This window comes from Anatilimnocola aggregata (assembly GCF_007747655.1).
Lineage (GTDB): Bacteria > Planctomycetota > Planctomycetia > Pirellulales > Pirellulaceae > Anatilimnocola > Anatilimnocola aggregata.
This window is the reverse complement of the sequence record NZ_CP036274.1, coordinates 5,437,096-5,461,615: the sequence shown is the minus strand read 5'-3', so window position 1 is coordinate 5,461,615 and position 24,520 is coordinate 5,437,096. Positions and strand designations below refer to the sequence as shown.

Here is a 24,520-nt window from a genome sequence, read left to right as displayed (position 1 = left end):
TGAATCAATGCCCAAACTTCTCTTCAGGTCTATTCCGTGCTGCACTTTCCTGGCACTTATCGCAGCCTGGGTATCTGCGTTCACGCTGCTGGCCACCGGTGCCGAGCAGTCGAGTTCTGGCAGATCGCCCAACGTGATTTTGATCTTCATCGATGACATGGGCTATGCCGATATCGGCCCGTTCGGCAACACCGAGGTGAAGACGCCGCACCTGGACAAGTTTGCCAAGGAGGGGATGAAGTTCACTTCGTTTTATGCCACGCCTGTCTGCTCCATGTCGCGGGCATGCCTGATGACGGGTTGCTACAACGTGCGGGTGTCGGTGCCGGGTGTGCTGTTTCCTAATAGCACGGTCGGGTTGCATCCCGACGAAGTCACGCTGGGTGATATTGCCAAGCAAAAGGGATACGCAACCAAAGCGATCGGCAAGTGGCACTTGGGTTTTCAGCCCGAGTTCTTGCCGACGAAGCAAGGCTTCGATTCGTACTTTGGCATTCCCTACAGCAACGACATGGGCCAGAAACCGGCCAGGCCTAACTTCCCACCTCTGCCGCTGATGAGAGACGACAAGATCGTCGAGACCGAGCCCGATCAATCGCAACTGACAAAGCGCTATACCGAAGAAGCGGTCAAGCTCATTCGCGAGCAAAAGGATAATCCGTTCTTCCTCTACCTGCCGCACAGCATGATTCACTTCCCCCTCTTTGCCTCAGCCGATTTCAAGGGAAAGAGCAAAATGGGACTCATCGGTGACACTATCGAAGAGATCGATTGGTCCGTCGGACAGATCATGCAAACGCTGCAAGAGCTGAAGCTCGACGACAACACGCTGGTGATCTTTACGTCGGACAATGGCCCCGCAGCCAGAACTGCCGCGCCGTTGCGAGGTAATAAGGGAACGTCGTTCGAAGGTGGTGTGCGCGAGCCCTGCATCATGCGCTGGCCGGGAAAGATTGAAGCTGGCAGCAGCTGCAATCAAATTGCTGGGAACATCGACATGCTTCCCACACTCGCGAAGATTGTGGGTGCTCAAGTGCCAACCGACCGCGTGCTCGATGGCCGCGATATCACCTCGCTAATGTTTACCAAAGATGCGCCGGCGGTTCGCGATACGCACCTTTATTTCAACGGTGGCAGTCAACTCGTGGGTATCCGCACTGGCGAATGGAAACTGTTCCTGGGTGGAATTCCGGCCCTGGGAAACAAGAAGAAAAAAGGGGAAGCACTTGTCGGTCCTTCGCTGTACAACCTGACCAAAGACCTGGCCGAAACCACGAACGTGGCTGCGGAAAATCCTGAAATTGTAGAGCGATTGAAAACAGCCGCCGAAAAGCATCTCGCCGAGATCAAAGCCAATCAGCGCCCGGCGGGCCAAGCCAAAGCGAGTGAATAAAGATGCAGCGCCGACTTACGATTGCCATCATTATTGCCGTCGTTGCGCTGGGTTCGATCTTCGTTCACGCGAGCCATGCAGCCGAACCGCAGCCTCACATTGTGCTTGTCCTGGCCGATGATCTGGGGCCGGGCGATCTGAGTTGCTACGGTGGCGATATTGCCGAGACGCCGAACCTCGATCGATTGGCGCGCGACGGAACCCGCTTCACGCAGTACTACAGCCCCGCACCAATCTGTTCCCCCGCGCGGTGCGGTATCATCACCGGGCAGTATCCAGCCCGCTGGAACATCACGAGCTTTTTGCAGGAGCGGAAAGGAAATCGTGAATGTGAACAGGCGGACTTTCTCGATCCAGTTGCACCGTCATTGCCGAGAATCCTGAAGGGTGCCGGCTATGCCACGGCTCACGTGGGGAAGTGGCATCTCGGCGGCGGTCGCGATGTGGTGAATCCACCGAAGTTTGCCGAGTATGGGTACGACGTCGGCATCGGCACTTATGAGAGCCCGGAACCTCATCCCAAAATTACGGCAACCAATTGGATCTGGTCCGACAAGGATGAAGTGAAACGCTGGGACAGGACGAAGTTCTTCGTCGATCGCACGCTGGAGTTTGTTGCGAAACATCCCAATCAGCCTTGCTTCGTCAACTTGTGGCTCGACGATCCGCACACACCGTGGGTTCCCGAGCCCATTCCCGGCAAAGCAGAGGCGATGGGTGCCACTCCTAAAAAGCTCGAACGCGTGCTCACGGAAATGGACTGGCAGATCGGCCGCCTGATGGATGGTCTCCCGAAAAACACCCTCCTCCTGTTTCTCTCCGACAACGGCCCGCTCCCCACGTTTCAGGCGCGACGAACGACCAAGATTCGCGGCGGCAGCAAACTGAGGGGAAGCAAGTTGAGTCTGTACGAAGGCGGCCTCTGTGTGCCGCTGATCGTCCGCTGGCCAGGACAGGTGCCAGCGACAGTAGTCGACAATCAATCGGTGTTATGCGGAATCGATCTGCTCCCCACATTAGCGCATATCGCCCAGGCACAGATTCCGCCCAAGCTCAAGCTGGATGGCGAAAACATGGTCTCGTCGTTTTTCGGCAAACCTATTCCGCGCGAGCAACCGCTGTATTGGGAGTACGGAAGAAACGAAACCAGCTTTAAGTACCCGGCTGGAGCGGATCGAAGCCCACCCCTAGCAATGCTGCACAATGGCTGGAAGTTGTTGATGCAAGCCGATGGTAGCGGAGCTGAGCTCTACAACCTGGCGCGAGAAACGGAAATGCTTAACGAAGTGAAGTTTGAACTCGAGCGTGCCGTCGAGATGGGCGAAAAACTATCAGCTTGGAAAAAGTCGCTTCCCAAGTTGCCTATGGCGAAGTGAGATTGTTGTTGACGCCCGTCTTCGGCAGTTGCTCGTGCTCACTCGGGGCGTCAGTGAGCAGATTGTTGCCGAACAGAATGCTGGAGTTCGGCAATTCGCCCACTTCGATGGCCTTGGGTACGCTGGAAAAAGTGTTGCCCGAGATATTCACGTCGCGCGTGCCGTCGAGCACGATGCCACCGGCCAGTTGATCGTTCACCTTTCGCTTGACCGCCCCTTCGCCGATGTAGCTATCGCAAAAACTGTTGCCGGAGACGGCGATTCGGCTGCTATCCCGGCCGAGTTTTAAGCAGCGCGTATCGAGTTGCGGTTGCGCTACTCCATCTTTCATCGGCGGCGGCTTTAGCAGGACGAACGTGTTGGCCGAGACCGAGCAGCCGTGAGCGTCCATCAGGTCGATGCCACCGCCATTGTGGGCAATCACATTGGCCGAGAGCGTGATGCCATAGCAATCTCGCGCGAGGACAATGCCGCGGCCTTCGCACTCTTCGATCATGTTGCCCGCGAGGACCGAGCCGTAAGTGTTCTCGATCACAACACCATCGCCCAAGTGATCGTCGATGCAATTGCCGGTAAAGCAGAGATTGAAGGCATCGAAGCAATGCACAGCATCCATATTTTCTTCGAACTGATTGCCGCACACGACAATGTCGTGACAGCCCGGCACACTGAGCCCGGTCTGCTTGTTGTAGGTAATCAAGCAGTCGTTCACGCGCGGGTCTTCGTAGCAGCGATCGAGCTTGATCCCATCGCCGCCGTGATAGCTGACGGTCACGCCTTGGATGAAGATCTCGTTCACCAGCACAGCTTCGATGCCGTCACCACTCTTCGGATTGCCAGTGATGCGGAAGTTACTCAGCATGACGCGCCACAGCTTCTCGTCGGCCTTCACCTTCTCGCCATCCGGGTGTTCGATAACGAGCGCTGGTTCACCCGCGGTATTTACATTCTTGATGTGGGTGGCCGTACCGGCACCAGTGAGCAGGACGTCGGAGTGAGAGATGATCAATGGCCGCGTGATTTCGAACGTGCCAGGTGGCAAACGAACGACCCCGCCCTGTGCAGGCAGGGCGTCAATCGCTGCCTGCAGCGATGGAAAATGGATCGCTTCGATCACCGGCCGCGCCCCTGGCAGGGCAATTCGAGGTTCCGCGCGATCTTGAGCTCGGGCTTGCTGAAGCGGTATGGTAGCGGGGCTTCCGAACCAACCGTATCCGGCGAGCAGGAATAGGCCGACGGCCAAGACGATGAAGCCAATGCGCTGAGACATAATCGTTTTCTCTGCCAGGGATAATTTTTGTTTCACGTCAGCTGCCAATCGCGATAATAGCGTCTTTCGTTGCCTCGCACCTCCCATGACAACCAACAAAGGCCCAGCCATGAACAACACCGACAATAGCTTGACGCGACGCGGCTTTTTGGCAACTTCGGCCGGCACAGCGCTTGCGCTGCAGGTTGCGGAAGCCAGTGCAGCGGAGAAGGACCAGCCCCGACAGGCGACCGGCTCGCGCGTGGGCGAGATCACGCCGACTTCGGCCATCGTTTGGGCAAGGCTGACGAAGCATTCCACGCGCAACAACAAGGGGCTAATCCTCCGCGGTCGCGGAAAGGAACAAGAGACAGCGCCAACTGAATTGTCTCCAGCAGAGATCGAAGGAGCCTGTCCTGGTGCCGCCGGTCAAGTACGCGTGCGGTATGGTACCGAGATCGCTTTGAGCGACGCAAAAGAAACAGCTTGGCGCGATGTCGACGAAGCAGGTGACTTCATCGCCCAATTCGCGTTGTCCGGCCTGAACCCCGCCACCGTTTATCACTACCAGATCGAGTCGCGCGATTCAGCGACTGCGCCGCTGCACCCGTCGTTCGCTGGTAAGTTCGAAACGGCTCCTGTAGAAAAAACGCCCGGCAATTTCACGTTCTGCGTGATGACCTGCCAAGGCTATCCCGACCGGGGGCATGTCGATGGGCACGGCATTTATCCGTCGATGCTCGCACTCGCGCCGAAGTTCGTTTCGCTCACCGGCGACCTGGTTTATTACGACAATGATCCGCCTCGCGCGGTAACACCGGCACTGGCGCGCTTGCACTGGGAACGGATGTTCTCGCTGCCGCGCCAGGTCGAACTGCTGCGGAACACCGGGACCTACTGGCTAAAGGACGATCACGACACGCTCAAGAACGATACGTGGCCGGGCAATAAACAAGGGCTGCTGTCGTTTGCGGAAGGGCAGCAGATTTTTCTGCAGCAAGCGCCGCTGGCGGGCAAAGGGTATCGGACCTTTCGCTGGGGCCGCGATCTGCAAATTTGGCTGACCGACGGTCGCGACTATCGCTCGCCCAACAACATGGCCGACGGTCCAGAAAAAACCATCTGGGGCGACGAACAAAAAGCGTGGTTCAAGGAAACGGTGAAGGGGAGTGACGCGACTTGGAAGATACTCATCAGTCCAACGCCGCTCGTCGGCCCCGATCGGGGTGGCAAAAATGACAATCATGCCAACAAGGGCTTTGCTCATGAAGGGAACGAGTTGCGAACCTGGCTGCAGGCGAATGTTCCCGAGAACTTCCTGATTCTCTGCGGCGATCGGCATTGGCAATATCATTCGGTCGATCCGGCGACGGGCGTGCGGGAGTTCAGCGTCGGCGCAGCCAGTAACGAACATGCCGGGGGTACGCCCGGTGAGGACAAAACCTTTCACCAGTTTCATCGCGTGAAGGGGGGCTTTGTGTCGGTCACACTCAAGGAAGTTGGTGGCCAGAGTGAGATCACCGTTGCCCATCGCGATCTGGACGGAAACGTTGTGCATGAGTGGAAGAAGCAGCGAGCCTGCGGCTGATGGTTGAGTACTCGGTCGGCTGTTACGATGCCGGCACGTACGATGTGATTCTCGGACGACTAACGCAATTCTGCCTTCATCCAAAGGGAAAGTAATGTCGCGACGCATGCTAGCCAACTCTTCAGCAGTCAGCCGTCTGACACTCTCGCGCCGCACGTTCGTGCAAGGCACCGCAGCGGCCACTGCGAGCTTGTTGCTTGGCCCTCCCGCGTTCTTGCGTGGGCAGAACCTCAACAGCAAGTTGAACCTGGCGATTATCGGTTGCGGTGGCCGAGGTGGCGCTAATTTGTCGTCAGTGAAGCACGAGAACATTGTGGGTCTGTGCGACGTCGCCGCTTCGACCGTCGATCGCGTCGGCCAGCAGTTCTCGGGTGCGGCTAAGTTCACCGACTATCGCCGCATCTACGAACGCGCGAAAGAGTTCGACGCGGTCGTCGTGAGTACCTGCGAGCATACCCATGCGTTTGCCACCTTGCCTGCATTGCAGTTGGGGAAGCACGTTTACTGCGAGAAGCCGCTGACCCACAGCATTTGGGAAGCACGCGTCATTCGTGAGGCGGCTGCCAAGGCGAAAGTGGCCACCCAGATGGGAACGCAGATTCACGCGGGTGACAACTACCGCCGCGTGGTCGAATTGATCCAAACCGGTGCGATCGGCCCGGTGCGCGAAGCGCACGTGTGGGTGTCTCGCGCCTGGGGGCGGCAATCGGCTGAAGATGCGAAGACCCACAAAGACATCGTTTCGGTAATGGAACGGCCCGCAGGTTCGTCCCCGATTCCCGCGGGACTCGATTGGGACCTGTGGCTCGGCCCAGCACCAGAACGACCGTTTCATGAAGTTTATTATCCGGGCCCCAAGTGGTATCGCTGGTGGGATTTTGGCAGCGGGACAATGTCGGACCTGGGGAGTCACTGGAACGATCTTCCCTTCTGGGCCTTGAAGTTGAAAACTCCCCGCGCGATCGAAGCTTCCGGTCCACCGCCGCACGTCGAGCTTGCTCCGGCTTCGATGCAGGCGACTTATGAATACGATGCGCGCGAGGATATGCCGGCGGTCAAGCTCACCTGGTATCAAGGGGTGAACAAGCCGACGATTTGGACTGAGAAGGGGATTCCGCAATGGGCCAGCGGAGTGCTTTTCATCGGCGACAAGGGAATGCTGCTATCGGACTACGGAAAATATGTCCTGCTCCCCGAAAGCAACTTCAAAGACTTCAAGCCGCCAGAGCCGTTCATTCCGAAGTCGGTCGGGCATCACGAAGAGTGGCTGCAAGCTTGTCGGACCGGCTCTCCTACGACATGCAACTTCGAGTACGCCGGGCTGTTGACCGAAGCCAATCACTTAGGAAACGTTGCCTATCGCACCGGCAAACGAATTGAGTGGGACTCAGTGAACCTCAAAGCAACGGGGTGTCCCGAAGCTGACCCGATCATTCGCCGCGAGTATCGGGCTCCTTGGAAATTGATTTAGTCGGCCGGCGCGACCCCAAAATATAAACAGCAGTTACTTGACAATTGCTCACGACTTGTCGATAATGCGGGTTGCTGCATTGGCAACCTGGTGGAAGGAGCGGGGTCTGCGCGGCGGGGACAGTTCGCGCCGTCAAAAAGAACTGTTTCTTGGCAATTCAAAGAATGAACCGAGCGTGGCGAGATGCGTCACGGAGGTTCATCGATGGAGTTAATCAACAAATAGGATGTTTTGAGAGTCGCACAATTGGACGGAATCCATTGCTGCGGAACGGCTTAACGACGATGCTCGCAAAAGGGGGGTGTTGATAAACCTCAGGGAACTGCGAGGCCACAGAGAGAGTGCGACGCCGAGCGAACTGCGAGCTATCGGTTCGAGCGTCAACGGTGAAGAGGCAAAGTGAGTTCAACTGCGATCCCAAGTCGTCTTTCCGTTGACCTTGCCTCGAATACCGCTGATAATGGTGGCAGGCTGGAGAAACGACGCCAGACGTCTCAAGCTGGTTCTGCGCAAATTCCAGTTAAAGGAAGGAATGTCGCGATGGTTGTTTCTCGCCGCACTCTGTTGGCCAGCGCTTCGGCACTGGCACTCCCCGGTCTGCTTTGGGGACAAGAGCCCGCCGCAACGAAGCCCGTTGAACCCGCTGAAGGAAAGTCGTTCAACGAGTTCACGCCGCAAAGTGAGCGGGCAGTTCGCAAAGGCGAAGAGTTCCTGATGAAGACCATGCACCGCGACGGCGGTTGCGGCGTCGACGTTGGTCAGCCTCAAGATATCGGATGCTCGGCGATGGTGGGCCTCGCCTTGATGGCGCAGGGGAATACGCCCGTCGAAGGAAATCGTAGTCGCGAAGTTCAGCGGATTGTGTCGTACATTCTGCGCGCTACTGAAGTGATGCCGAACGACGACATCACTTCGCAAACGGGAACGCAGTTGCAGAACAAGATCGGTCGCCACGCACATTCGTTTTTTGCGGCCCTGTTTCTGGCCGAAGTCATTGGCGAAGGTTGGGACACCGAACCCGTGCGCGACGGTCTGAAGAAGATCATCGCCGCGATCGTCGGCACGCAAACTCCCGATGGCCATTGGGGCAATCAATCGTGGGCTCCGACCCTGGGCACCGTGATGGGCTGGGTCGCGCTGCGGGCTTCGCACTATGCCGGTATGAAAGTGGGTAGTTCCCCGGATATTACGGCCAAGCACCTGGTGCAGCAGATGAGCACGTCGCTCAATCAGAACCAAGGGAGTTGGATGCACACGCTGTATAAGAATGCCACCGGCATTCGCGTGCTGTACGCACTGGGGATGGAAAACGAACCGGTTGCCAAGAAGGCCTTTCAAGACGTGGCCGGCCTGGTGACCAAAGACAACACGGCGTTTTCTCAGGCTGGTGGTGAAGAGTATCTTGCCTTTCACCTCATTACCGAGACGATGTTGCAAAAGGGGGGCAACGATTGGGCCACCTGGTACCCAACCGTGCGGGACAAAATCATCAGCGTGCAAAATGCCGATGGCAGTTGGACCGGACACCATTGCATCACCAGCCGCACGTTCTGCACTGCCGCTGCGATTCTGGTGCTCACCGCGCCGAATCGTTACCTGCCAATTTCACAGGCTTAAGAAGGTGCGGATGACCAGGCCTTTCCAGTACTGCCATGTTTTCAGCGGGTTGAATGAAAAAGCACTTTAGAACCATGTTGGGCCTGTTAGCGCTTTCGCTCTTCAGCTTCTTAGTGCAAACGGTAAATGCTGCTGACGACGACATTTCCAAGTCTATCGAACGAGGCGCGGCCTATTTGACTTCGCAGCAAGGCAAGGATGGTGGCTGGCACTCCCAGACGTATGGACAGTTGAAGGGTGGATCGGCAGTCACAACGCTGGCACTCGATACGCTCAGCCAGTTGCCAGACGGTTTGCGTAAGTCTCACGCTGACGCAATCGACAATGGCTTTCAATTCTTGCAGGCAGGCTTTGCCAAAAAGCAAACGGTCGCAGCAGCCGATGGCTCGCTCGATTTTCCCACTTACGGTGCCGCGTTGTGGCTAACGACGAAAGCCCGGCTCAAGCGCGACCAGGAAGCCACGCGCGAGGCTCTTGCGCGCGATTATCTGTTGCAAGCGCAATTGCTCGAGCCGCGCGGGTTTGCCGTTGACCATGCCAGCTACGGAGGCTGGGATTTTCTCGGGGCGGGGGACTCGGAAGGGATCACGACCGGCACTAATGTGTCGATCGTGGCTCACGTCCTTGAAGCACTTGCCGCCGATCGTTCGGCGGCGGCAGATAAGGCGCGTCTGGCCGCGCGCGGCTGGTTGCTCCGCTGTCAACAAGCCGATGGCGGCTTTTGCTTCACACCCGAGCCGATGTCACTCAATAATAAAGCCGAATTCAGCGACGAAGGCCGCACCAAGCCGAGATCGTACGGCACCGCGACCTGCGATGGCATTCGTGGTTTGCTTGCCACGGGAATGAAGAGCGACGACGAGCCGATCAAGCGGGTGATCACCTGGCTCAGCAAGCGACCGGCGCTGGAAGTGGTTCCCGGCTTTGAGGAGCAACCGGCTGAAGCTGATTGGCGGCGCGGCCTGCGCTTTTACTACTACCATTCACTCGCGCGAGTGCTTCCACTGCTGCCCCCCAGCGAACGGATTTCGCGCAGCAAAGAGATCCAGCGCATCTTGCTTGCCGAACAGAAGAGCGATGGCCGCTGGCAGAATGAGTCCGACCGCATGCGCGAGAACGACCCGCTCATTGCTACGTCACTCGCGATCGGCACGCTCTGCGAACTGGGGCGTTAGCGGGCAAGTTAACACAGCTACTCTCGCGGCGGTGCCGTGGGATTCTGCGGTTGCTGAAGCGGGACATCTGCCTGATGAAGTGCGGAGAAGTCTGGTCCGGTCGGCGCGTTCTCCAGCCCCTCAAAGCTGGGCTGCTCGCCGCGGTCCGACAGTTCTTTAAGGGTCTGTTGCATCGATTGATTGCTCGATCGAAACCACCAGAAGACGGCCCCAATGATGAAGGCCGCAGTGCAGATGGCAAACCCCACGAGCAGATCAGACACCCAATTGTGCACGCGCTCGATCACGACGCGATGCGGAATTCTGCCGACAAAGAGCGGCGCGAGTTGCAGCTTGTTATCGAACCTAGCCATGTAGGTCGAACGATACGACCAGGTCTTCATGAAGATGCCACTGATCGAAATCAACTCGCGCATGTTGTCCATCGGTTTTAAGTTGGGGGGCAATTCGCGAACCAAGAGAGTGACCGGATAGTCGTTGTAAAACACTGGATTCTTTTCGCCCGTCGGATCGTTGCCGAACCGAATGCTTTGCTCCCCTAAATTCACCTGCATATCGATCTCGTAGTAATGATCGATCTGGAAGCGATTGCGAATGTCGATATCGTCGACAACGACCTTGGTGATTCGCCGTGCAAAGCCCGTGACGGTCATGATCTCGCCGTGATGTTTTTCGGGTTCTTGGAGCAACGGGACGACATCCACAACACGCGGCGGTGCGGGAATAAGCTGGTCCTGTTTTGTACGGCCAACCAGGTCCAGCAGTTGATAGAGTGGCTCGCGGTCGAGGTCACCGATGTCGCGCCGGTTTGTGGTGCGTAAATCTTCCAGCAAACTGAGGTCGAAGCCCAAACTCGCGAGCCGTAACTGATCGGGGCCAATGAAATGCTCAGGCATAGCCTGATCGGGTTGCCAGCGCAAGCGGCGCGAGAGGAAAAGTAGTTGGGGCTTGTCGCCAGTTGGATCAGCCACTTTCAAGAAGATGCCGTCGAAGCTCACTGGCTCATTGAGGACCGGCAATTCCTCCCATACTTTCGGCACGCGGCGCAGTGCCACGAGAGCCTCATAGCCAGAACCTTGACCTGTCAGGTCGACACGCGCCAGGTAAAAGTGCTTGATCTCTAGACGCCGGCCCAGTTCGGGGCTGACTTCCTGTTGTTCGAGCCCGACCAGGCGACCCTCCAGGGGAATGACCTCCAAGCGGTTTTGCTTGGTGTTGATTACGAGTTGATCGAGCGGAAGATCAGACCGCCGCCATTTTTGCAGGCTGTCGAGGCCGATCCGCGGCAGGCGATACAGGATCCGTACGAGCATGTCCTGCTCGTCGGTGGAAACGGGTTGGCCGTTAAAGAAACCATCCAGCTGGCTCTCGGAAATTTCGTACTTATCCAGGATCTCGCGCACGCTGGAAGGTGGGCGAATGACCGGCAAGGGATCGCTGCTTTTGGGGCGTTTCAGCCAAGGGAGTTCGCCACCGGGTCGGGGAGTTAGTGACTTCTCAGGCGGTTTTTCGGGAGTGGGGTTTGCCGGAGCAGTTTCGGGTACGGCCGGTTCTGCTTCAAGCGCGGCGGGAGCAGGAACGGTGGCCGGTTTTGCGGACGGCTCTTCAGGCTTGGCAGCCAAGGTCTGTAGCGACGGGCTGGCCATCACTGCCAAGAGCGCCGAGTAAACGAGAGTTAGTACAAAACGATTGAGCACGCGAAGACCTGTCATGGAAATCGAACCGGGATGAACGCGCGGGGCACTGCCCATCTATGCGTCGGACAGCGGCCGTTTTATTGCCTGGTTCTATTCTAGCTGCCAGTCTCGCAGCGAGCGACGCTCATTGAAGGTCGGGTTCAACCTCTTTTTGCAATGTCTTGGTCGGATCCACCAAAAACCAACTGGCCGACATGACAAACAGTGCGATGGCCGAGATCGTAAACACCAGCGGCCAGTTTTTGTTGTCGGCCAGCCAACCGTAATACCAACCGCAGAGCCCCGCGCCAAAATTTCCCCACATATTGGCAAACCCAAGCACGCTGCCCACGTGCCGCCCGCCAATGTCTTGATAAGTAGCCCACAGCGAGCCCAGGCCGAAGTCGACTGTGAACGAAACGACCAGCATCAGCGCGACGAAGATCCAGATATCGTTGACAAACTGAAACGACAAATAAGCGGTACCTGCCACCGACCCGGCAATGATGCCCGGCACGCGCCGACCCCAAATCGGCCCCAGCTTACGACGAAAGATGTCGGCCGCAATTCCGCCGACAATACCTCCCGTCATTCCCGCGAACAACACAAACGCCGTGAGTCGTCCGGCAATCACTTGCTTCATATCCTGGAGATTCGCTCCCTCCGCAAGATTCGGAAACATCTCGCGTAGTTGGGGCGAGAACTTCTCCATGATGTAAACCGTTTGCCACGTGGTCAGAAAGATCCACCCCACGTTGACCAGGAAGCCCGAAAGACTTAGTAGCCAAACATTGCTGCTGAGCAGGAGACCTGCCACCGGAAATGGGGCTCTTACCGGTGCCGGAGGCTCGCGACCAATCAGGTCAATTTCAGCTTGATTGCAGCCAGGATGCTCGCTGGGATGATCGCGAAAGAAGAGCCAGAATGCAGTTGCCCAAACGATTCCCAATATCCCATAGACTGCCAGCGTCAACCGCCAACCTTGCTCGACGCCGAAGGTGCCCTTCAATTTTACAGCCAACCAGGCAGTAATCGCGAAAGCAACGAGAGCTCCGATTCGGCCACCTGCTGCTACCAGGCTGTTTGCTTTGGCCCGCGCGGTGGGATTTGCCCAACGTTTGAGAAAGCTGCCTGCCGCTGGATATGCCCCGGCTTGTGCCGCGCCCATCACGGCGTTGAGTCCAATTAGCCCAACAAGTCCCTGCACAAAACCAAGAGCCATTGTGGCAAGCGACCAGGCGACCACATAAATGGCCAGCATCTTCCGCGCGCCAAAGCGATCGGCCAGGGCCCCAGCTGGAACCTGAAAAATGGCATACAGCCAAAAGAACCACATGCTGCGACGGCCGAACTCTTCCTTCGTCAGATCGAGGTCAACTAGCAAGGTCGAAGTAATTGGGGCTAGCGCAAACCGATCGAGGTATAGGATCAGCGACATGCACATCGACAGGGCGATGATGTAATAGCGGACCCGGGTCGGTGAACCGCCGGGTTGCAACAACCGAACCTCAGCATCGTGGACTTGCGGCGAGGCGTACGCTTGGTCGACCGAGCGAGACATGCAAAAACTCCGCGGCGAAAATATGGCTGGCAACAGCTTCGCCGCGAAGAGGCTTCCGGTCAACCAAAATCAGTGACGAAAGCGACGAGAGGACGTCAACGACCCCCGGTATGGCTGGGGCTTAGAGAAGTTCGCGCCATTTTGTCCATCCCATTCATCCGTCGCTGGCCGCGATCAGAATCATGCCGAGCCTACTTCGCCGTATCTTCGTAGATCGGCAAGTGGCGGTAGTAGACTTCGAGCGACAGGAGATTCATCGTCGTCACGTACAAGCGACCGGCATGTGCTGACCAGCGGTCCGGCACCGGACCACGCGGTTGCCAACTTCCCGCCAACGGTCCCTGTTTAATTTGCGAACCCACCAGCAGCGGATGTAGTTTGCCGTTCCAAGCCTTCCAGTGTTCGCCGCCCATGTGATACATCACTTGCGTGCCGTAATACCAGTAGTAGGTATCTCGCTGGGGATTGCGCGGGTCGCCAATGGCTGGCAGATTCTTTCGCAAGTAGTCAGCACCCTGCAGCATCACGGTCTGATCTCGCTTCGAGCCGGAATAAAGCCGCATCAGCAACCCTACTGAGGTCATCGTCTTGCTGGCAGCGAGGCCATGCCGTTGCTCGGGAGTGTCTTCAGCATAGGGGTTGTAGCGGAACTCCGATGCTTCGCTCTTCGACTTCTGGGCAGCATTCAGCCAGGCATCTATCTTGACATACGTTTCTTTGGGAACCGTGAGGTTGGCAAGCTCACCACTCTTGAGCGCCATCATCATCCAACCGCTGACGGAGGTATCGGAACTGACGCCCGGCGCGTACCGCCACCCGCCGCGCTCTTTGTGCTGAGCGGCGACAATGAAGTCGATGGCCTTTTGTGCAGGAATGCGGAGTTCCGGATCTTGCGTCATGCCGTAAGCTTCGCAGACGGCGATTGTGGCTAGCGCGTGACTGTACAGCCACACACTGCGATTGCTGTTGTCGTCGAGCGCGACGAACAGATCGCCGTTCTCTTTTTGATGAGCGAGGAGATGATCGATTCCCGAGCGCACGACGTCTTTGTACTGATGCTCACGGTGATTAAATCCGGCCCCCTGAAACGACAAGAGGGCCAGCGCGGTGGCGGCCGTATCGGACTGGAGTTGTGTGTCCTCTCCAAAACCTTGCAGGCTCCAGCGGCCATCGTTTTGTTGATAGCGGGCGAGGAATTGCAGCCCCATTTCGATTGCTTGTTCCGTTTGTGGCGGCGGCGAGCCCTTGCCACCGGCTTTCTCATCTCCCTTATCGCGTGTTGCTCGCTTAGCAAAGGGATCTGTCGCCATCACTACCGACGTACTGACGGAGGGCAAACCGCCGGCTTTTTGCCTTAGGAAACGGGCCGTCTGCACTTGCAGCTCGACGCTGTCTTCTCGCGCCTGGCGAGTGTTGAGACCCACGCGTGGAGCATGTTCGGCACCTAAGCCGCCGGGACCACTTGGCGCTTCGATGTTCACAGCCACGGATTCACCCGCATCCTGGCGTGTCATGGGAGCAGCGCCCATGGGGCCCATCCCGTGATCGAGTTCTGCTTGAGCGAGTGCCGAAGTCGGGCCCATCTGCGGAATCTCCGCAACCGTCGAAGCACCCCCTGCAATCTCGGTGGTCGAGGCACGTCGCCCCGGGGCTCCAGTATTCGTTTCGCCTCCGACTTGCGGACCATCGCCGGTTGCAGCGGAGGAATTGCGTTTGCCCGAAGCTTCACCGGGAGTTCCCGCGGACGAAGCATCAACCAATTGCGCGCCAGCGATTGCACCGGTCGGGCCATCGCTGACCGGGCCCGCTGCTCCGCCGGCGAGTCGTGAGGTTTCGGTCCCTTGGGCTTCGATCATCTGACCTTGCGGTGCTCCGCCCGATTGCGCTGACCCAGCGAGTTCGATCGTTTCGGCTTGGGTGTTGGCGGCGAGCGTAATCCCCTTGGCCGCGCGCGAGGGAGAACCTGTTCCGCCGCCAAGTGCTGGTTCGCCTGGCGCGCCGTCCGATGCCTCAGCCCGGCTCACGGTGACGCTGCCGATTTGTTCGGCACCCCCGCGCGAGGATTCACCTGGTTCGCCAGCTGCAATCGCGGCACCGCCTGCAGGAGCACCGCCAGTGAGATTTTGGCGACCCGATGACATGGCCACGGCTGTCACTTGAGGCTGCGCGTTCGGTGTGCCACCATCACTGCCTGCCCCCATCGGAGACTGTGTCACTTCGGCAATTACCGGACCAGAAATCGCCAGTTGAGGACCGCCACCTGCTGCGAGCCGTGCCAGCCGCAGAGCTTTCTCTTTTTCATCTTCAATATCGGGTTGTCCCCCTGCAGCAGCGCCGCCACTTGCGCCCTCTGCATTGTCAGCGCGACTGACTGCCGACTCGGCGAGCATCGTGGCTGAATTCACTTCAGCCGAAGGGCCGGTTTCGCTGGCCTTCGAGGGGCCGCCAGAAGCTGGCGATTGGCCGCCGGCTAGGGTGCGCGAAGCAGAGACTGCGGCTGGGCCAGGATCGCTGGCGGCAGGTTGACCACCGCTTGTACCCATCGGCGCGGCGACCGACTCGTCGACCTTGGCAGAAGCAAGCGACATCAGTGGGCTGCCGCCGGTTTCGGTCTTGCGTGCGATTTGCGGTGCATTGGTTTCAAAATTAAGTTCCGCCTGACCACCACCGGCCGCACGACCGGCCCCCGCTTCCGCGACGATCTGCGTTGGCCCAAGATCGACTTCACCAGCACCCTTAGCACCCGTGACTTCTGCATGCCGAGCATCGGAGTCCGCGCGACTGAGTGCGGCACTCGAACTGGCATTCACAGCTGCAACTTCATTGGCACCAGGCGAGGTTGCGTGTTCCACAGCTTCCGCCTTGAGGGAAGCAGTCGGAGCTTGCGCGCCGGCACGAGCACGAGCGATCTGAGCCGGTGCACTGGGGGCCAGGGCGTCACCCGTCGGGCCGCTTTGAGTGGCTTCCGCACGGCGCGCAGCTGACGAAGCAACAAGCGCGGGACCAGAACCCCCTGGAGTTGAGCGATCCATATTCGGGCTCTTCCCCACGCCAGCAACTCCACCCAGCGAGCGGCTAAGTGCCATGCGGGCAGGTTGAGCCGAGGGATCGCCGGCACCTTGAGCGGCCACGGATTGAGCCGGACTATCGACAGCAGTGGGAGAAGTCGCTTGGGTCGCACTGGCGACGGCACGCGATGGTGCGCGCCCGGGTGTAGCAGTGGGATCGATAGTCGGGGTTGTCGAGTTTTGCGCGCGGGCTGCGCCGCCGTGCGAGACTTGAGCTGTCGGACTTGCGACATTCGTGTTCGCGGTGGGCTGAGTACGAGTCGCGCTGGGTGAATTTGCAGCGGTCTGGCGCGAGACGGTGGCCGACGATGGACCAAGCGCTGCGGAGGACGATGTTTGGGGGCCGGCATTTGCTGGCACATCAGCAACCGTGGTGACCGTGTTGCTGCGTACGGGTTGGGTTGCCCGAGTTGATGCAACTTGGGTAGTGCCCGGCGTTACTGACGGTGCATCGGAGGGATTGTTTGAATCGGTAGAGCGGCGGGCATTTGTTGCCGTGGGCGATGCCGTGGTCGTGTTGGCAGCGACCGTTGTCGGCCGTGGATTGCCAGTTGCCGGAGCTTGTTGAGCCGCCGCCACCGCGGTGCGTTGGGTGGCAGTGCTTGCCGGAGAAAGTTCACCCGACGTGGCGACTTGCGTCGCAGCGGCTGCTGTCGTTTCAACCTTGGTGGCAGAGGGAACACTCGGCGAGTTATTGGTACTGCGCGTGAGAGACGGGGCTTGTGTAGGATTCGCGGTGGCCGTGGGGGCCATCTGGCCTGTGGTGCGCGTAATTTGCGAAGCGACCTGATCGGTGCGCGACGAATTCGGAATTGTTGAAGGGAGTTCGGTCGGACGAGTCGCTGTGACTTGTGCAGTCGCCCGCTGAACCGAGTTTGTTTGCGGCGTCAATTTCGCTTCGGTCGGCGAAGTCTGACCGGCCGTCGAACTGGGCGTGACAACGCTGGCCTGAGTCTTTACATCAGGTCGTTCCGTGGTGCGAGGTTGGCGATTCGGTACTGGTGTTTGCGTCTGCGCGACCGTCGGTTGCTGCGGACTTTCCTGCTGTCGGCGCTGCGGTTGCGGCGTTGGCTGGCTGCTCACTTCGGGAAGTGGTTCGGTCTGATTGCGGACGAGCGACGGGCTTGAATTGGTCGTCTTCGTCGAGGCTGTATTCGCCGGCTTGAGTTCTTGCGGAGTCGTCTCCTTGGTGGCCGCCGGAGTTTGCACTGCGGCCACTTGCGACTTGGGCGTTTCGGTGGGGCGAGCCACTTGGCGCTGCAGTGTCGGCTGTGCGGTAGTCTCTGTCGTCGGGGCTTTCTGCTCTGTGCGGCGGGCCACATTGGCCGTCGTACTTTCGGTCTGAGTCGTAGGTTCCTTCACTTCGCGCGGCGCTGCGTTGGCAGCCGTATTTTGTCTTTGGACGGCAGCTGCGCTGGCAGTTGCTTCCGTGGGCTTGGCAATCGCCTGTGGAATCTTGGGTGTTTCGATCAGTTGGCTGATCTTGGTCTCGACCGGTTTGACTTGACGACTTAATTTTGCAGTAGTTTCGGCTGGTTTTGGAGCAGCCTCGTTGGGCTGTGGCTTCTTAATGATGTTCGGTTCGGTCGTGGGTTGCACTTCCGGCACGGGAATCGGTTGCGGCTGGGGAGGGGCCACATCCTTGGGCGTTTCCTGCCGAACGACTTCTTCCGGCTCGTTCTTAGGTTCTGGTGTTTTCGTCTCGATCGGCTTTTCAAAATCCTGCTGTGGACGGTCTTCTGCCGACATCATCTGCTGCGGGCGATATTCGGGAATCGGCTTTGGGGCACGCCGTTCGACCGGCTTGGCTTCTGGATTGCGGACGATCTCCACTGTGAAGAGACCCGTCTCGTACATTTGCACGATCAGCGCCAGGTGAATGATCGCGCAGACGACGGCCGAGAACTGCATCGAGCGTCGCAGGGTGCGGTTATCGAGCAGGTAGAAAGCCAGCATAAACGTGCCGGTACCAAGCGGAATAAGAATCAGCCAGGTGACCGCGTTGTGCAAGATGCGGGGATCGTTGAATTTGAGATAGGCCGCGCTCACGCCCATCGAGAACGCTGCGAGCACCACGAGCGCGATGTACGTCGGCCACAGCTGTTCTTCGAAGATATCGCCGTGGTGCTCGCCCTGGGGCTTGCGAACCACGCGTCGTATCTTGGCCATAAGTTGCTCCTGAAATCGGCTCCTGCCGACTTCGGTGGGGTGCGCCGGTTACTCTTCGTTGGCGGACGTAATCTTGTAATCGAACAGTTTGGCTTTGTTGCAAGCATTCATCACCGTTACCACGTGGTCGAACGGCACTCGCTTATCGGCGCGAATGATGACCGTTTGATTGGCCGGATTGTTGACTGCTGCTTGTTGCAGGTAGGTATCGAGTTCCGCTGGTGTCACTTCACGATTACCCGCGAAGATCTGTCCCACCTGGTTCACGTTGACAAATAGCTCAGTGGGAGTGGCCGTGAGTGGACGGGCTTCGCTGGCCGATGGCAGTTGCACGGGAACTTCGCGTTCTTCCTGAGCAAAGCGCGCGGCAACCATGAAGAACAGCAGCAGGTTAAACACCACGTCGATCATCGGCGTGAAGTTAAACAGCTCGTCGGCCTTGCCTTTGCTAACTTTAAGTGCCATCTCGGCTCACCTTTTCTTGCTGGAGAGCTATTTGGCGGCGGCCGAGACGGGAGCAGGGGCAGGTGGAACCACTTTGGTTTCGTCCTTCATCGCTTCTTCTTCCCCCTGGCGAGTGAATCGGACACGACCTTCGTAACGTTCGACCTGGGGAAGCAAGTTAAAGGCAAGTTCGTCGACTTCATGGAAGAACAGAATTAACCGTCCTTCGAAATATTGCGAGGCCATGGCTGCAGGAATCGCCACCAAGAGACCCGCGAAGGTTGTGACGAGTGCGGTATAGATACCGTTTGCCAAAATTACCATTTGGTTGTCGCCGGCCTTGAGCGTGGTCAGGCCGTGAAAAGCGAGGATCATTCCTTGAATCGTACCGACGAGCCCTAGCAGCGGAGCCACCGAAGCGGCCAGGTTGAGCCAGCGAACGTTGAAGTACAATCGTTCTGATTCACGTTGGCTGGTTTCAGCAACGGTGTGCTCGATCTCGGAAACGGGTCGTCCGACCTTCAGCAGCATGGCCTTGACCACGCGGGCAGCGGCGGATGGATACTGCTGACAGAGACGATAGGCTTTACGTGGATCAAACCCGCCGCTATTGCCAAGTTGCCCAAGACTATCGACAAATTCTTGCGGAATGATGCGGCTGCGTCGAATGGCAATGGCCCGCTCGACGCCCATCAAGACTCCGAGCATCGAAAGGCCGTAGAGCGGATACATGAAGACACCGCCCTGGTTGGCCAGGTCAATCAAATTCAGGCTGTTCTTGGCCGGAGCCGTAGGCTGATCGGCGGCATTGGGCGTGCCAGTTGGGGCAGCTTCGCCGCTGGGACCTGCTGCCGCATCGGGCGGTGCCTGCGCATTCAAGCTGCGAGCGATGGGCTGCACACTTGAGAGAATAGCGATCGCAAAGGTGCTGTAAATCGCCAGACGCACCCACGGGCGCGAATGCAGCGTATTGATCTCGATCGTTGAGCGTTGTTTCATGTTAACCGTCTGGCACAGTTGCGGGGGAATTTTCGCGGCGGGAGAAACTGCGGGCAATGATTACAGCTTATTCAGAACTTCCAGGCGTTTCTTAGCATCGCCGGCCAATTCGTGCCCGGAGTGCTTATCGGCAACAAACGTATAAAATCGCTTAGCGTCGTTAATCAGCTTGGTCTTCGCCGCAGCGTCTTTGGTCTCGTTGATCTGCACTTCGGCACAACGACCAGCCTCGAAGCCAGACTTGGCTTGCCAATTCTTGGTTTCTGGCGTGGCTGCATCGGCACCATAGCCGAACATGGCCCGTTGGAATTCGCGAATCGCGTCGTCGAATGCTTTCTTTTCGAATTGGATTTCGCCCATCATGAACCGCGCTCGAGCGCCGACATGATCGCGCGATTTCGTCGCCGCGACTTCGTAGTCCTTGAGCGCTTCATCGATCTTGCCAGAGTTTTGCTTGGCCCAGGCCGTTTCATAAATCGCTTCGGAAAGTACTGGCGAATCGGGGAACTTCACCGGAATTTCTTCGAGCAGGGCCAGACTCTCTTTCCACTGCTTCAGCTGAGCAGCGCTTTGCCCGCCGTGCAGCAACCGCAATGCTTCCATGGTCGGCGACGAAAGCTTCACATTGCCAGCCGCGGTAAATGCGACCAACGCATCTTTATAGTTCTCTTGCTTGAACAGGCATTCCGCTTTCATGAAGGCGGCATCGCCGGCGAGCGCTCCGTTGGCGAAGTTCTTCAGCTGGGCATCGAAGGCAGCTGCAGCCGCGTCGTATTGCTTTTGCTGATAATTGGCCCAACCCAGTTTGTGATTGGTTCGTTCGCCCAAGTCGCCCGCAGGCTTCTTACTGATGGCGGTGGTGTAAGTCTTGACAGCATCAGCGTAGGCCTTCTTGTCGTATTGATCTTCACCAACATGAAAGAGAGCTTCCGCAGCGAGCGGGCTGTCGGCATGTTCCTTTGCCAGTTGATCAAAGAAGGGAACCGCCGCAGCTGATTTGTCTTGCGACTTCACTGCCCAAGCCAATTCATAGAGCACCTTATCGATACCCGAGTACTTGGGATTGTCCTTGAGAATCGCGGCGAAGGTCTTTTCCGCAGCCGCATTGTCCTTGAGCGAAACTTCGGCCAGCCCGCGTTCGTAAAGAGCGTCGGTTTTGTTCGGTTCACTGGGGTTTGATTTGAGGAAGGCATCAATGTCTTCGACGGTACCTTTGAAGTCGCCGGCCAGGCGTCGACTCATGCCGCGGCCAAAGTGAGCGTCGGCAGAAAGGGTGTGATCTTTATACTTTGAGAGAAGAGACGTGAAGGTTTCGTTCGCAGCGGCATATTCTTTGGTCTTCAATTGCGACCAGGCCCGGCCGTAGAGGGCATAGGGAGCGTAGGTCGATTCCGGCCACTTGCTGACGACCAGTTCGTACTGCGTACCAGCGGTCTTGAAGTCCTCCTCGGCAAAGGCAATTTCACCGAGGCGATAGTGTGCCTGGTCTAACTGCGTGCTGGTGGGGAATTCCTTAATCAGTTGATCGAGCGACTGCTTGGCAGCAGGAGTTTTGTCGTTCTTGCGTTGTGCCCGCGCGAGGAGCACCAATACTTCGTCTGCCTGTCGCCATTTGGCATTCGCAGTCTGCGATTGCGAGAGGTGCTTCTCGGCTTCGGCAAATTTGTCTTGAAAAAACTGGCTCGCACCGACAAGGTAATTCGCTTCAGCCTTCGCATCTGCAGACTTTAGATCGGCGGCAGCCTTCTCCAAAGTGGCGACCGTTTCGGCGTATTTCTTCTGCAGGAACTGCGTCAATCCCAGCCGAACGCGCCAGGTATCGATCTCTGCGTGCGAAGCCTGATCTTTGACCAGCGCCGCAAACGCCTGTTCCGCTTCGGCATACTTCTTCAACTGCAGATCGCACTCAGCGGCGACGTATTGCACGTCCGGAACAAGCTTGTCCTTGGCAAACGACTTGAGAAAGTCAGCGCTGTACTTCACGCCATCGTCGTATTGCTTCAGTTCGAGCGCCGTGAAGGCGGCGTTGTAAAGCGCTTGGGGAGCCAGTTCGTGGCTGCTGTGATCCTTAGCAACGCCCGCATAAAGCGCTAGGGCGTCTTTCTTCTTTTCAGGGATTTCGACAAAAGCATCCGCTTCATCGAGTTTCAGATTGACGAAGTAGGGGCTGTCTTTCGCACCGGCAATCTGCTTGCCGGCGAGTTCGGCAGCTTTGGCAGGTTGCTTCTGACGGAGGTAGATGCGACTAAGCCAGTGAGCTGCCTCGGCGACGTTCGCGCCACCTTTATCTAGCGTCTGCTCAAACCACTTGGCGGCATCGTCGAGCTTTTCGGCTCGATAGAAAGCCCGCGCGGCCGAAATGGCCGCATCGGCAGCATAAGGACCTTTGCTGTGATCAGCAGCCACCTTGGCATAGACGGTTCCCGCTTCGGCGTACTTGTCTTGACGAGCGAGCGCGGCACCTTGGCGAAAGAGTGCAAAATCGGTTGAATTGAAGTCCTTCACCTGTGCGACTTCAGCGAACAACTTCTCGGCTTCAGCGAACTTATCGGTTTGCAGCAGCGTTTCGGCCTTGCGCATCCGGACTTCGGTGGCGTTCGGATTCTTATCGAATTCCTTCAGGTAGGTGTCGTAAACCTTTCCCGCCTCGGCATATTTGCCGAGTTCTTCCTGCGTCGTTCCGAGGGCGTAGAGCGCATCTACACGGCGGCCCGATTTCTCGTGATCCTTGACCAACTGTTCGTAGGCCGCAACCGCTTCGACCTTTTTACCGGCCGAATAGAGTGCCTCGCCCTGATAGTAGAGGGCTTCTTCGATGTACTTGCCTTTGGGGAATTCCTTCACGAGTTGGCCAAAGCTGGCGGCGGCCTTTTCGTGCAGACCAGCCACACCCTGTCCGGCGAGCGAGTACTGAGCCGAAGCCAAGTTGAGGAGCAAGTCCTCGAGCAAGTCGAACTTAGGAGTGCTTTTGGCCACGGCCTCAAAAGCAGCTGCTGCCTTGTCGAACTGTTTGAGTTGCAGCCGGCAGACTCCCAGATAGTACTGAGCCTTTGGTGCCAGAGGATCCTGGGGATGGTTCTTGAGGAACTTCTCCCAATCTTCCGACGCGGCCTCGAAGGCGCTATTGTTCTGCAAAGAACCTGCATCCGAGAACGCCAACTTGGCAGCTTCGGACGATTCAGCTTTCTTCTCTTTCTCTTGGGCTGAGGCAGGGGTCAGCAGCGCCGCTAAGAAGCTGACGGCGACAAACGCAAATCCATATTTCAAAACCAGATACTGCCGCATGATCGTCGGTTCCCCGCTCGTTGACTTGTTCGCCGGTCGCTGTACTGCCAGCCCGTAGTCGTCGCCCTGCACGAAGGACCGCTGGCGACGGCTTTCAGGCTCGGAATTGCCGCCGAAAAAGAGGTTGGCGACATCATCCAGTTTATAACCAGCCCGCGGGGTGGTAAAGTCACTGCTTCCGCCCCGCCCTCTACGCAACTTGTTGGCTGCTCAGCTAGTTGGTGTTACGGCGCGGACGTGATTTTCGTCCGACTGGTCCCCGTTTCCCCAAGAAGTTGGTCTGTGAAGCATCTTTTAGTCACTGGCGGAGCGGGATTCATCGGTTCGCACCTGGTCGAGGCCCTGCTGACCGCCGGCAATCGGGTGACCGTTGTCGATGACGAATCGACCGGCCGGTTCGCAAATCTTGAGCGCCCCAGTCTTGTGCAGGCGAAGAAGTCGGACCAGTTAAAAATTGTGCGCGGCTCGATTGGTGACCTCGAACTGGTCCAAAAGTGCTTGACCGACGTCGACGAGGTCTATCATCTGGCGGCAGCCGTTGGGGTGGCGTTGATCGCCAGTCAGCCACGCCAGACGATCGAGCGAAACATTTATCCGACGCAAATCTTGCTCGACGAACTGTGTGCCCAGCATCAGCAAGGCAAACCGGTGAAGTTCTTTCTCGCCAGTACAAGCGAAGTCTATGGTAAGAACCCCAAACCGGTCTGGAACGAAGACGACGACCTGGTCTTTGGGGCCACCACCAAGCCCCGCTGGTCGTACGGAGCCAGCAAGGCGATCGACGAATTCCTGACCCTGGCATGCAGCCGGCAGTTTGGCTTGCCGGTGGTGATTGCTCGGTTCTTCAATGTGGTGGGCCCGCGACAAACCGGTGCCTATGGCATGGTGTTGCCTAGGTTCGTCGAGGCGGCTGTGGCCGGCCGGTCACTCACGGTGCACGACGACGGCAACCAGACTCGGTGCTTCGCCCATGTGAGCGATGTGGTTCGCGCAATCCTCGGACTGATGGATTCACCAGACGCCATCGGCCGGGTCTTTAACATCGGTAGCGATCGGCCCATCTCGATCTTGCAACTGGCCGAGCGGGTGATTGCTTTGGCTGGTTCGAAGTCGCAGGTCGACTTTCAAAGTTACCGCGATGCTTACGATGCCGACTTTGAAGATATTCGCCGCCGCGTTCCCGACCTGACCCGCATTCGCACCACTATCGGCTGGCAAGCGCAACTCACGCTCGACGACATCATTCGGGACTGCCTGGCCGCGCGGTAGTCGTCAGAAGCAGCGTCCGTTTTTAACCTAGATGTTCAACAATTGCCTCCTTTGTTGAACACCAATCGCTCGGAAACCCGAGAGTTACGCACGCCGCTGTTCAAATATCGCCCCCTTAATTGAACACCCCCTGTAAGGGTGTCGTGCGATTTTGCTCCGCAGCGAACTTCTGTTGCATAT

14 protein-coding genes are annotated in these 24,520 nt (G+C 57.8%); 7 read left to right on the top strand and 7 right to left on the bottom strand.

Annotated elements, in window-relative coordinates:
- Positions 1-7 precede the first annotated feature (7 nt).
- Together ETAA8_RS20370 and ETAA8_RS20365 are read left to right on the top strand one after the other, a co-directional pair.
- Positions 8-1,393, top strand: a complete 1,386-nt coding sequence (locus tag ETAA8_RS20370) for a sulfatase family protein (protein ID WP_145092522.1) — start codon at positions 8-10, stop codon at positions 1,391-1,393.
- Positions 1,394-1,395: 2 nt separating this feature from the next.
- Positions 1,396-2,769 carry a sulfatase-like hydrolase/transferase gene (locus tag ETAA8_RS20365; RefSeq protein WP_145092518.1) on the top strand — a complete coding sequence of 458 codons (1,374 nt, stop codon included), beginning with the start codon at positions 1,396-1,398 and terminating at the stop codon, positions 2,767-2,769.
- Here ETAA8_RS20365 and ETAA8_RS20360 read toward each other — a convergent pair.
- Complete coding sequence (locus tag ETAA8_RS20360; protein WP_202921131.1) at positions 2,756-4,039, bottom strand: right-handed parallel beta-helix repeat-containing protein; 1,284 nt, start codon at positions 4,037-4,039, stop codon at positions 2,756-2,758. The genes ETAA8_RS20365 and ETAA8_RS20360 overlap by 14 nt on opposite strands.
- An 85-nt stretch (positions 4,040-4,124) precedes the next feature.
- Between ETAA8_RS20360 and ETAA8_RS20355 the strand changes: the two genes are divergently transcribed.
- The 4 genes from ETAA8_RS20355 to ETAA8_RS20340 all read left to right on the top strand — a co-directional run bounded on the left by ETAA8_RS20355 (position 4,125) and on the right by ETAA8_RS20340 (position 9,869).
- Positions 4,125-5,606: an alkaline phosphatase D family protein gene (locus tag ETAA8_RS20355; RefSeq protein WP_145092512.1), complete on the top strand. Its 1,482-nt coding sequence runs from the start codon at positions 4,125-4,127 to the stop codon at positions 5,604-5,606.
- A gap of 94 nt (positions 5,607-5,700) precedes the next feature.
- Complete coding sequence (locus ETAA8_RS20350; RefSeq protein WP_238397438.1) at positions 5,701-7,077, top strand: Gfo/Idh/MocA family oxidoreductase; 1,377 nt, start codon at positions 5,701-5,703, stop codon at positions 7,075-7,077.
- Positions 7,078-7,617: 540 nt separating this feature from the next.
- A complete protein-coding gene (locus ETAA8_RS20345; RefSeq protein ID WP_145092509.1) occupies positions 7,618-8,694 on the top strand; it encodes a prenyltransferase/squalene oxidase repeat-containing protein in 1,077 nt (358 codons plus the stop codon).
- A gap of 74 nt (positions 8,695-8,768) precedes the next feature.
- Positions 8,769-9,869, top strand: coding sequence for a prenyltransferase/squalene oxidase repeat-containing protein (locus ETAA8_RS20340; protein WP_202921130.1), 1,101 nt, complete (start codon positions 8,769-8,771; stop codon positions 9,867-9,869).
- Between the two features lie 17 nt (positions 9,870-9,886).
- On the opposite strand, the gene ETAA8_RS20335 is transcribed toward ETAA8_RS20340, so the two are convergent.
- From ETAA8_RS20335 to ETAA8_RS20310, 6 genes are all read right to left on the bottom strand, one after another.
- The gene (locus ETAA8_RS20335; RefSeq protein ID WP_145092504.1) at positions 9,887-11,581 is read right to left on the bottom strand and encodes a hypothetical protein; all 1,695 of its coding nucleotides are present in this window, start codon (positions 11,579-11,581) and stop codon (positions 9,887-9,889) included.
- Positions 11,582-11,690: 109 nt separating this feature from the next.
- The gene (locus ETAA8_RS20330) at positions 11,691-13,106 is read right to left on the bottom strand and encodes an MFS transporter (protein ID WP_145092502.1); all 1,416 of its coding nucleotides are present in this window, start codon (positions 13,104-13,106) and stop codon (positions 11,691-11,693) included.
- Positions 13,107-13,297: 191 nt separating this feature from the next.
- Positions 13,298-18,343 carry a hypothetical protein gene (locus tag ETAA8_RS20325; protein WP_145092499.1) on the bottom strand — a complete coding sequence of 1,682 codons (5,046 nt, stop codon included), beginning with the start codon at positions 18,341-18,343 and terminating at the stop codon, positions 13,298-13,300.
- A 48-nt stretch (positions 18,344-18,391) separates the two neighbouring features.
- Positions 18,392-18,808: an ExbD/TolR family protein gene (locus ETAA8_RS20320; RefSeq protein ID WP_145092496.1), complete on the bottom strand. Its 417-nt coding sequence runs from the start codon at positions 18,806-18,808 to the stop codon at positions 18,392-18,394.
- Positions 18,809-18,835: 27 nt separating this feature from the next.
- Positions 18,836-19,786 carry a MotA/TolQ/ExbB proton channel family protein gene (locus ETAA8_RS20315; protein WP_145092494.1) on the bottom strand — a complete coding sequence of 317 codons (951 nt, stop codon included), beginning with the start codon at positions 19,784-19,786 and terminating at the stop codon, positions 18,836-18,838.
- Between the two features lie 60 nt (positions 19,787-19,846).
- A complete protein-coding gene (locus ETAA8_RS20310) occupies positions 19,847-23,071 on the bottom strand; it encodes a tetratricopeptide repeat protein (protein ID WP_145092491.1) in 3,225 nt (1,074 codons plus the stop codon).
- Positions 23,072-23,353: 282 nt separating this feature from the next.
- On the opposite strand from ETAA8_RS20310, the gene ETAA8_RS20305 reads away from it, so the two are divergent.
- Positions 23,354-24,340: an NAD-dependent epimerase/dehydratase family protein gene (locus ETAA8_RS20305; protein ID WP_145092488.1), complete on the top strand. Its 987-nt coding sequence runs from the start codon at positions 23,354-23,356 to the stop codon at positions 24,338-24,340.
- Positions 24,341-24,520: the final 180 nt, after the last annotated feature.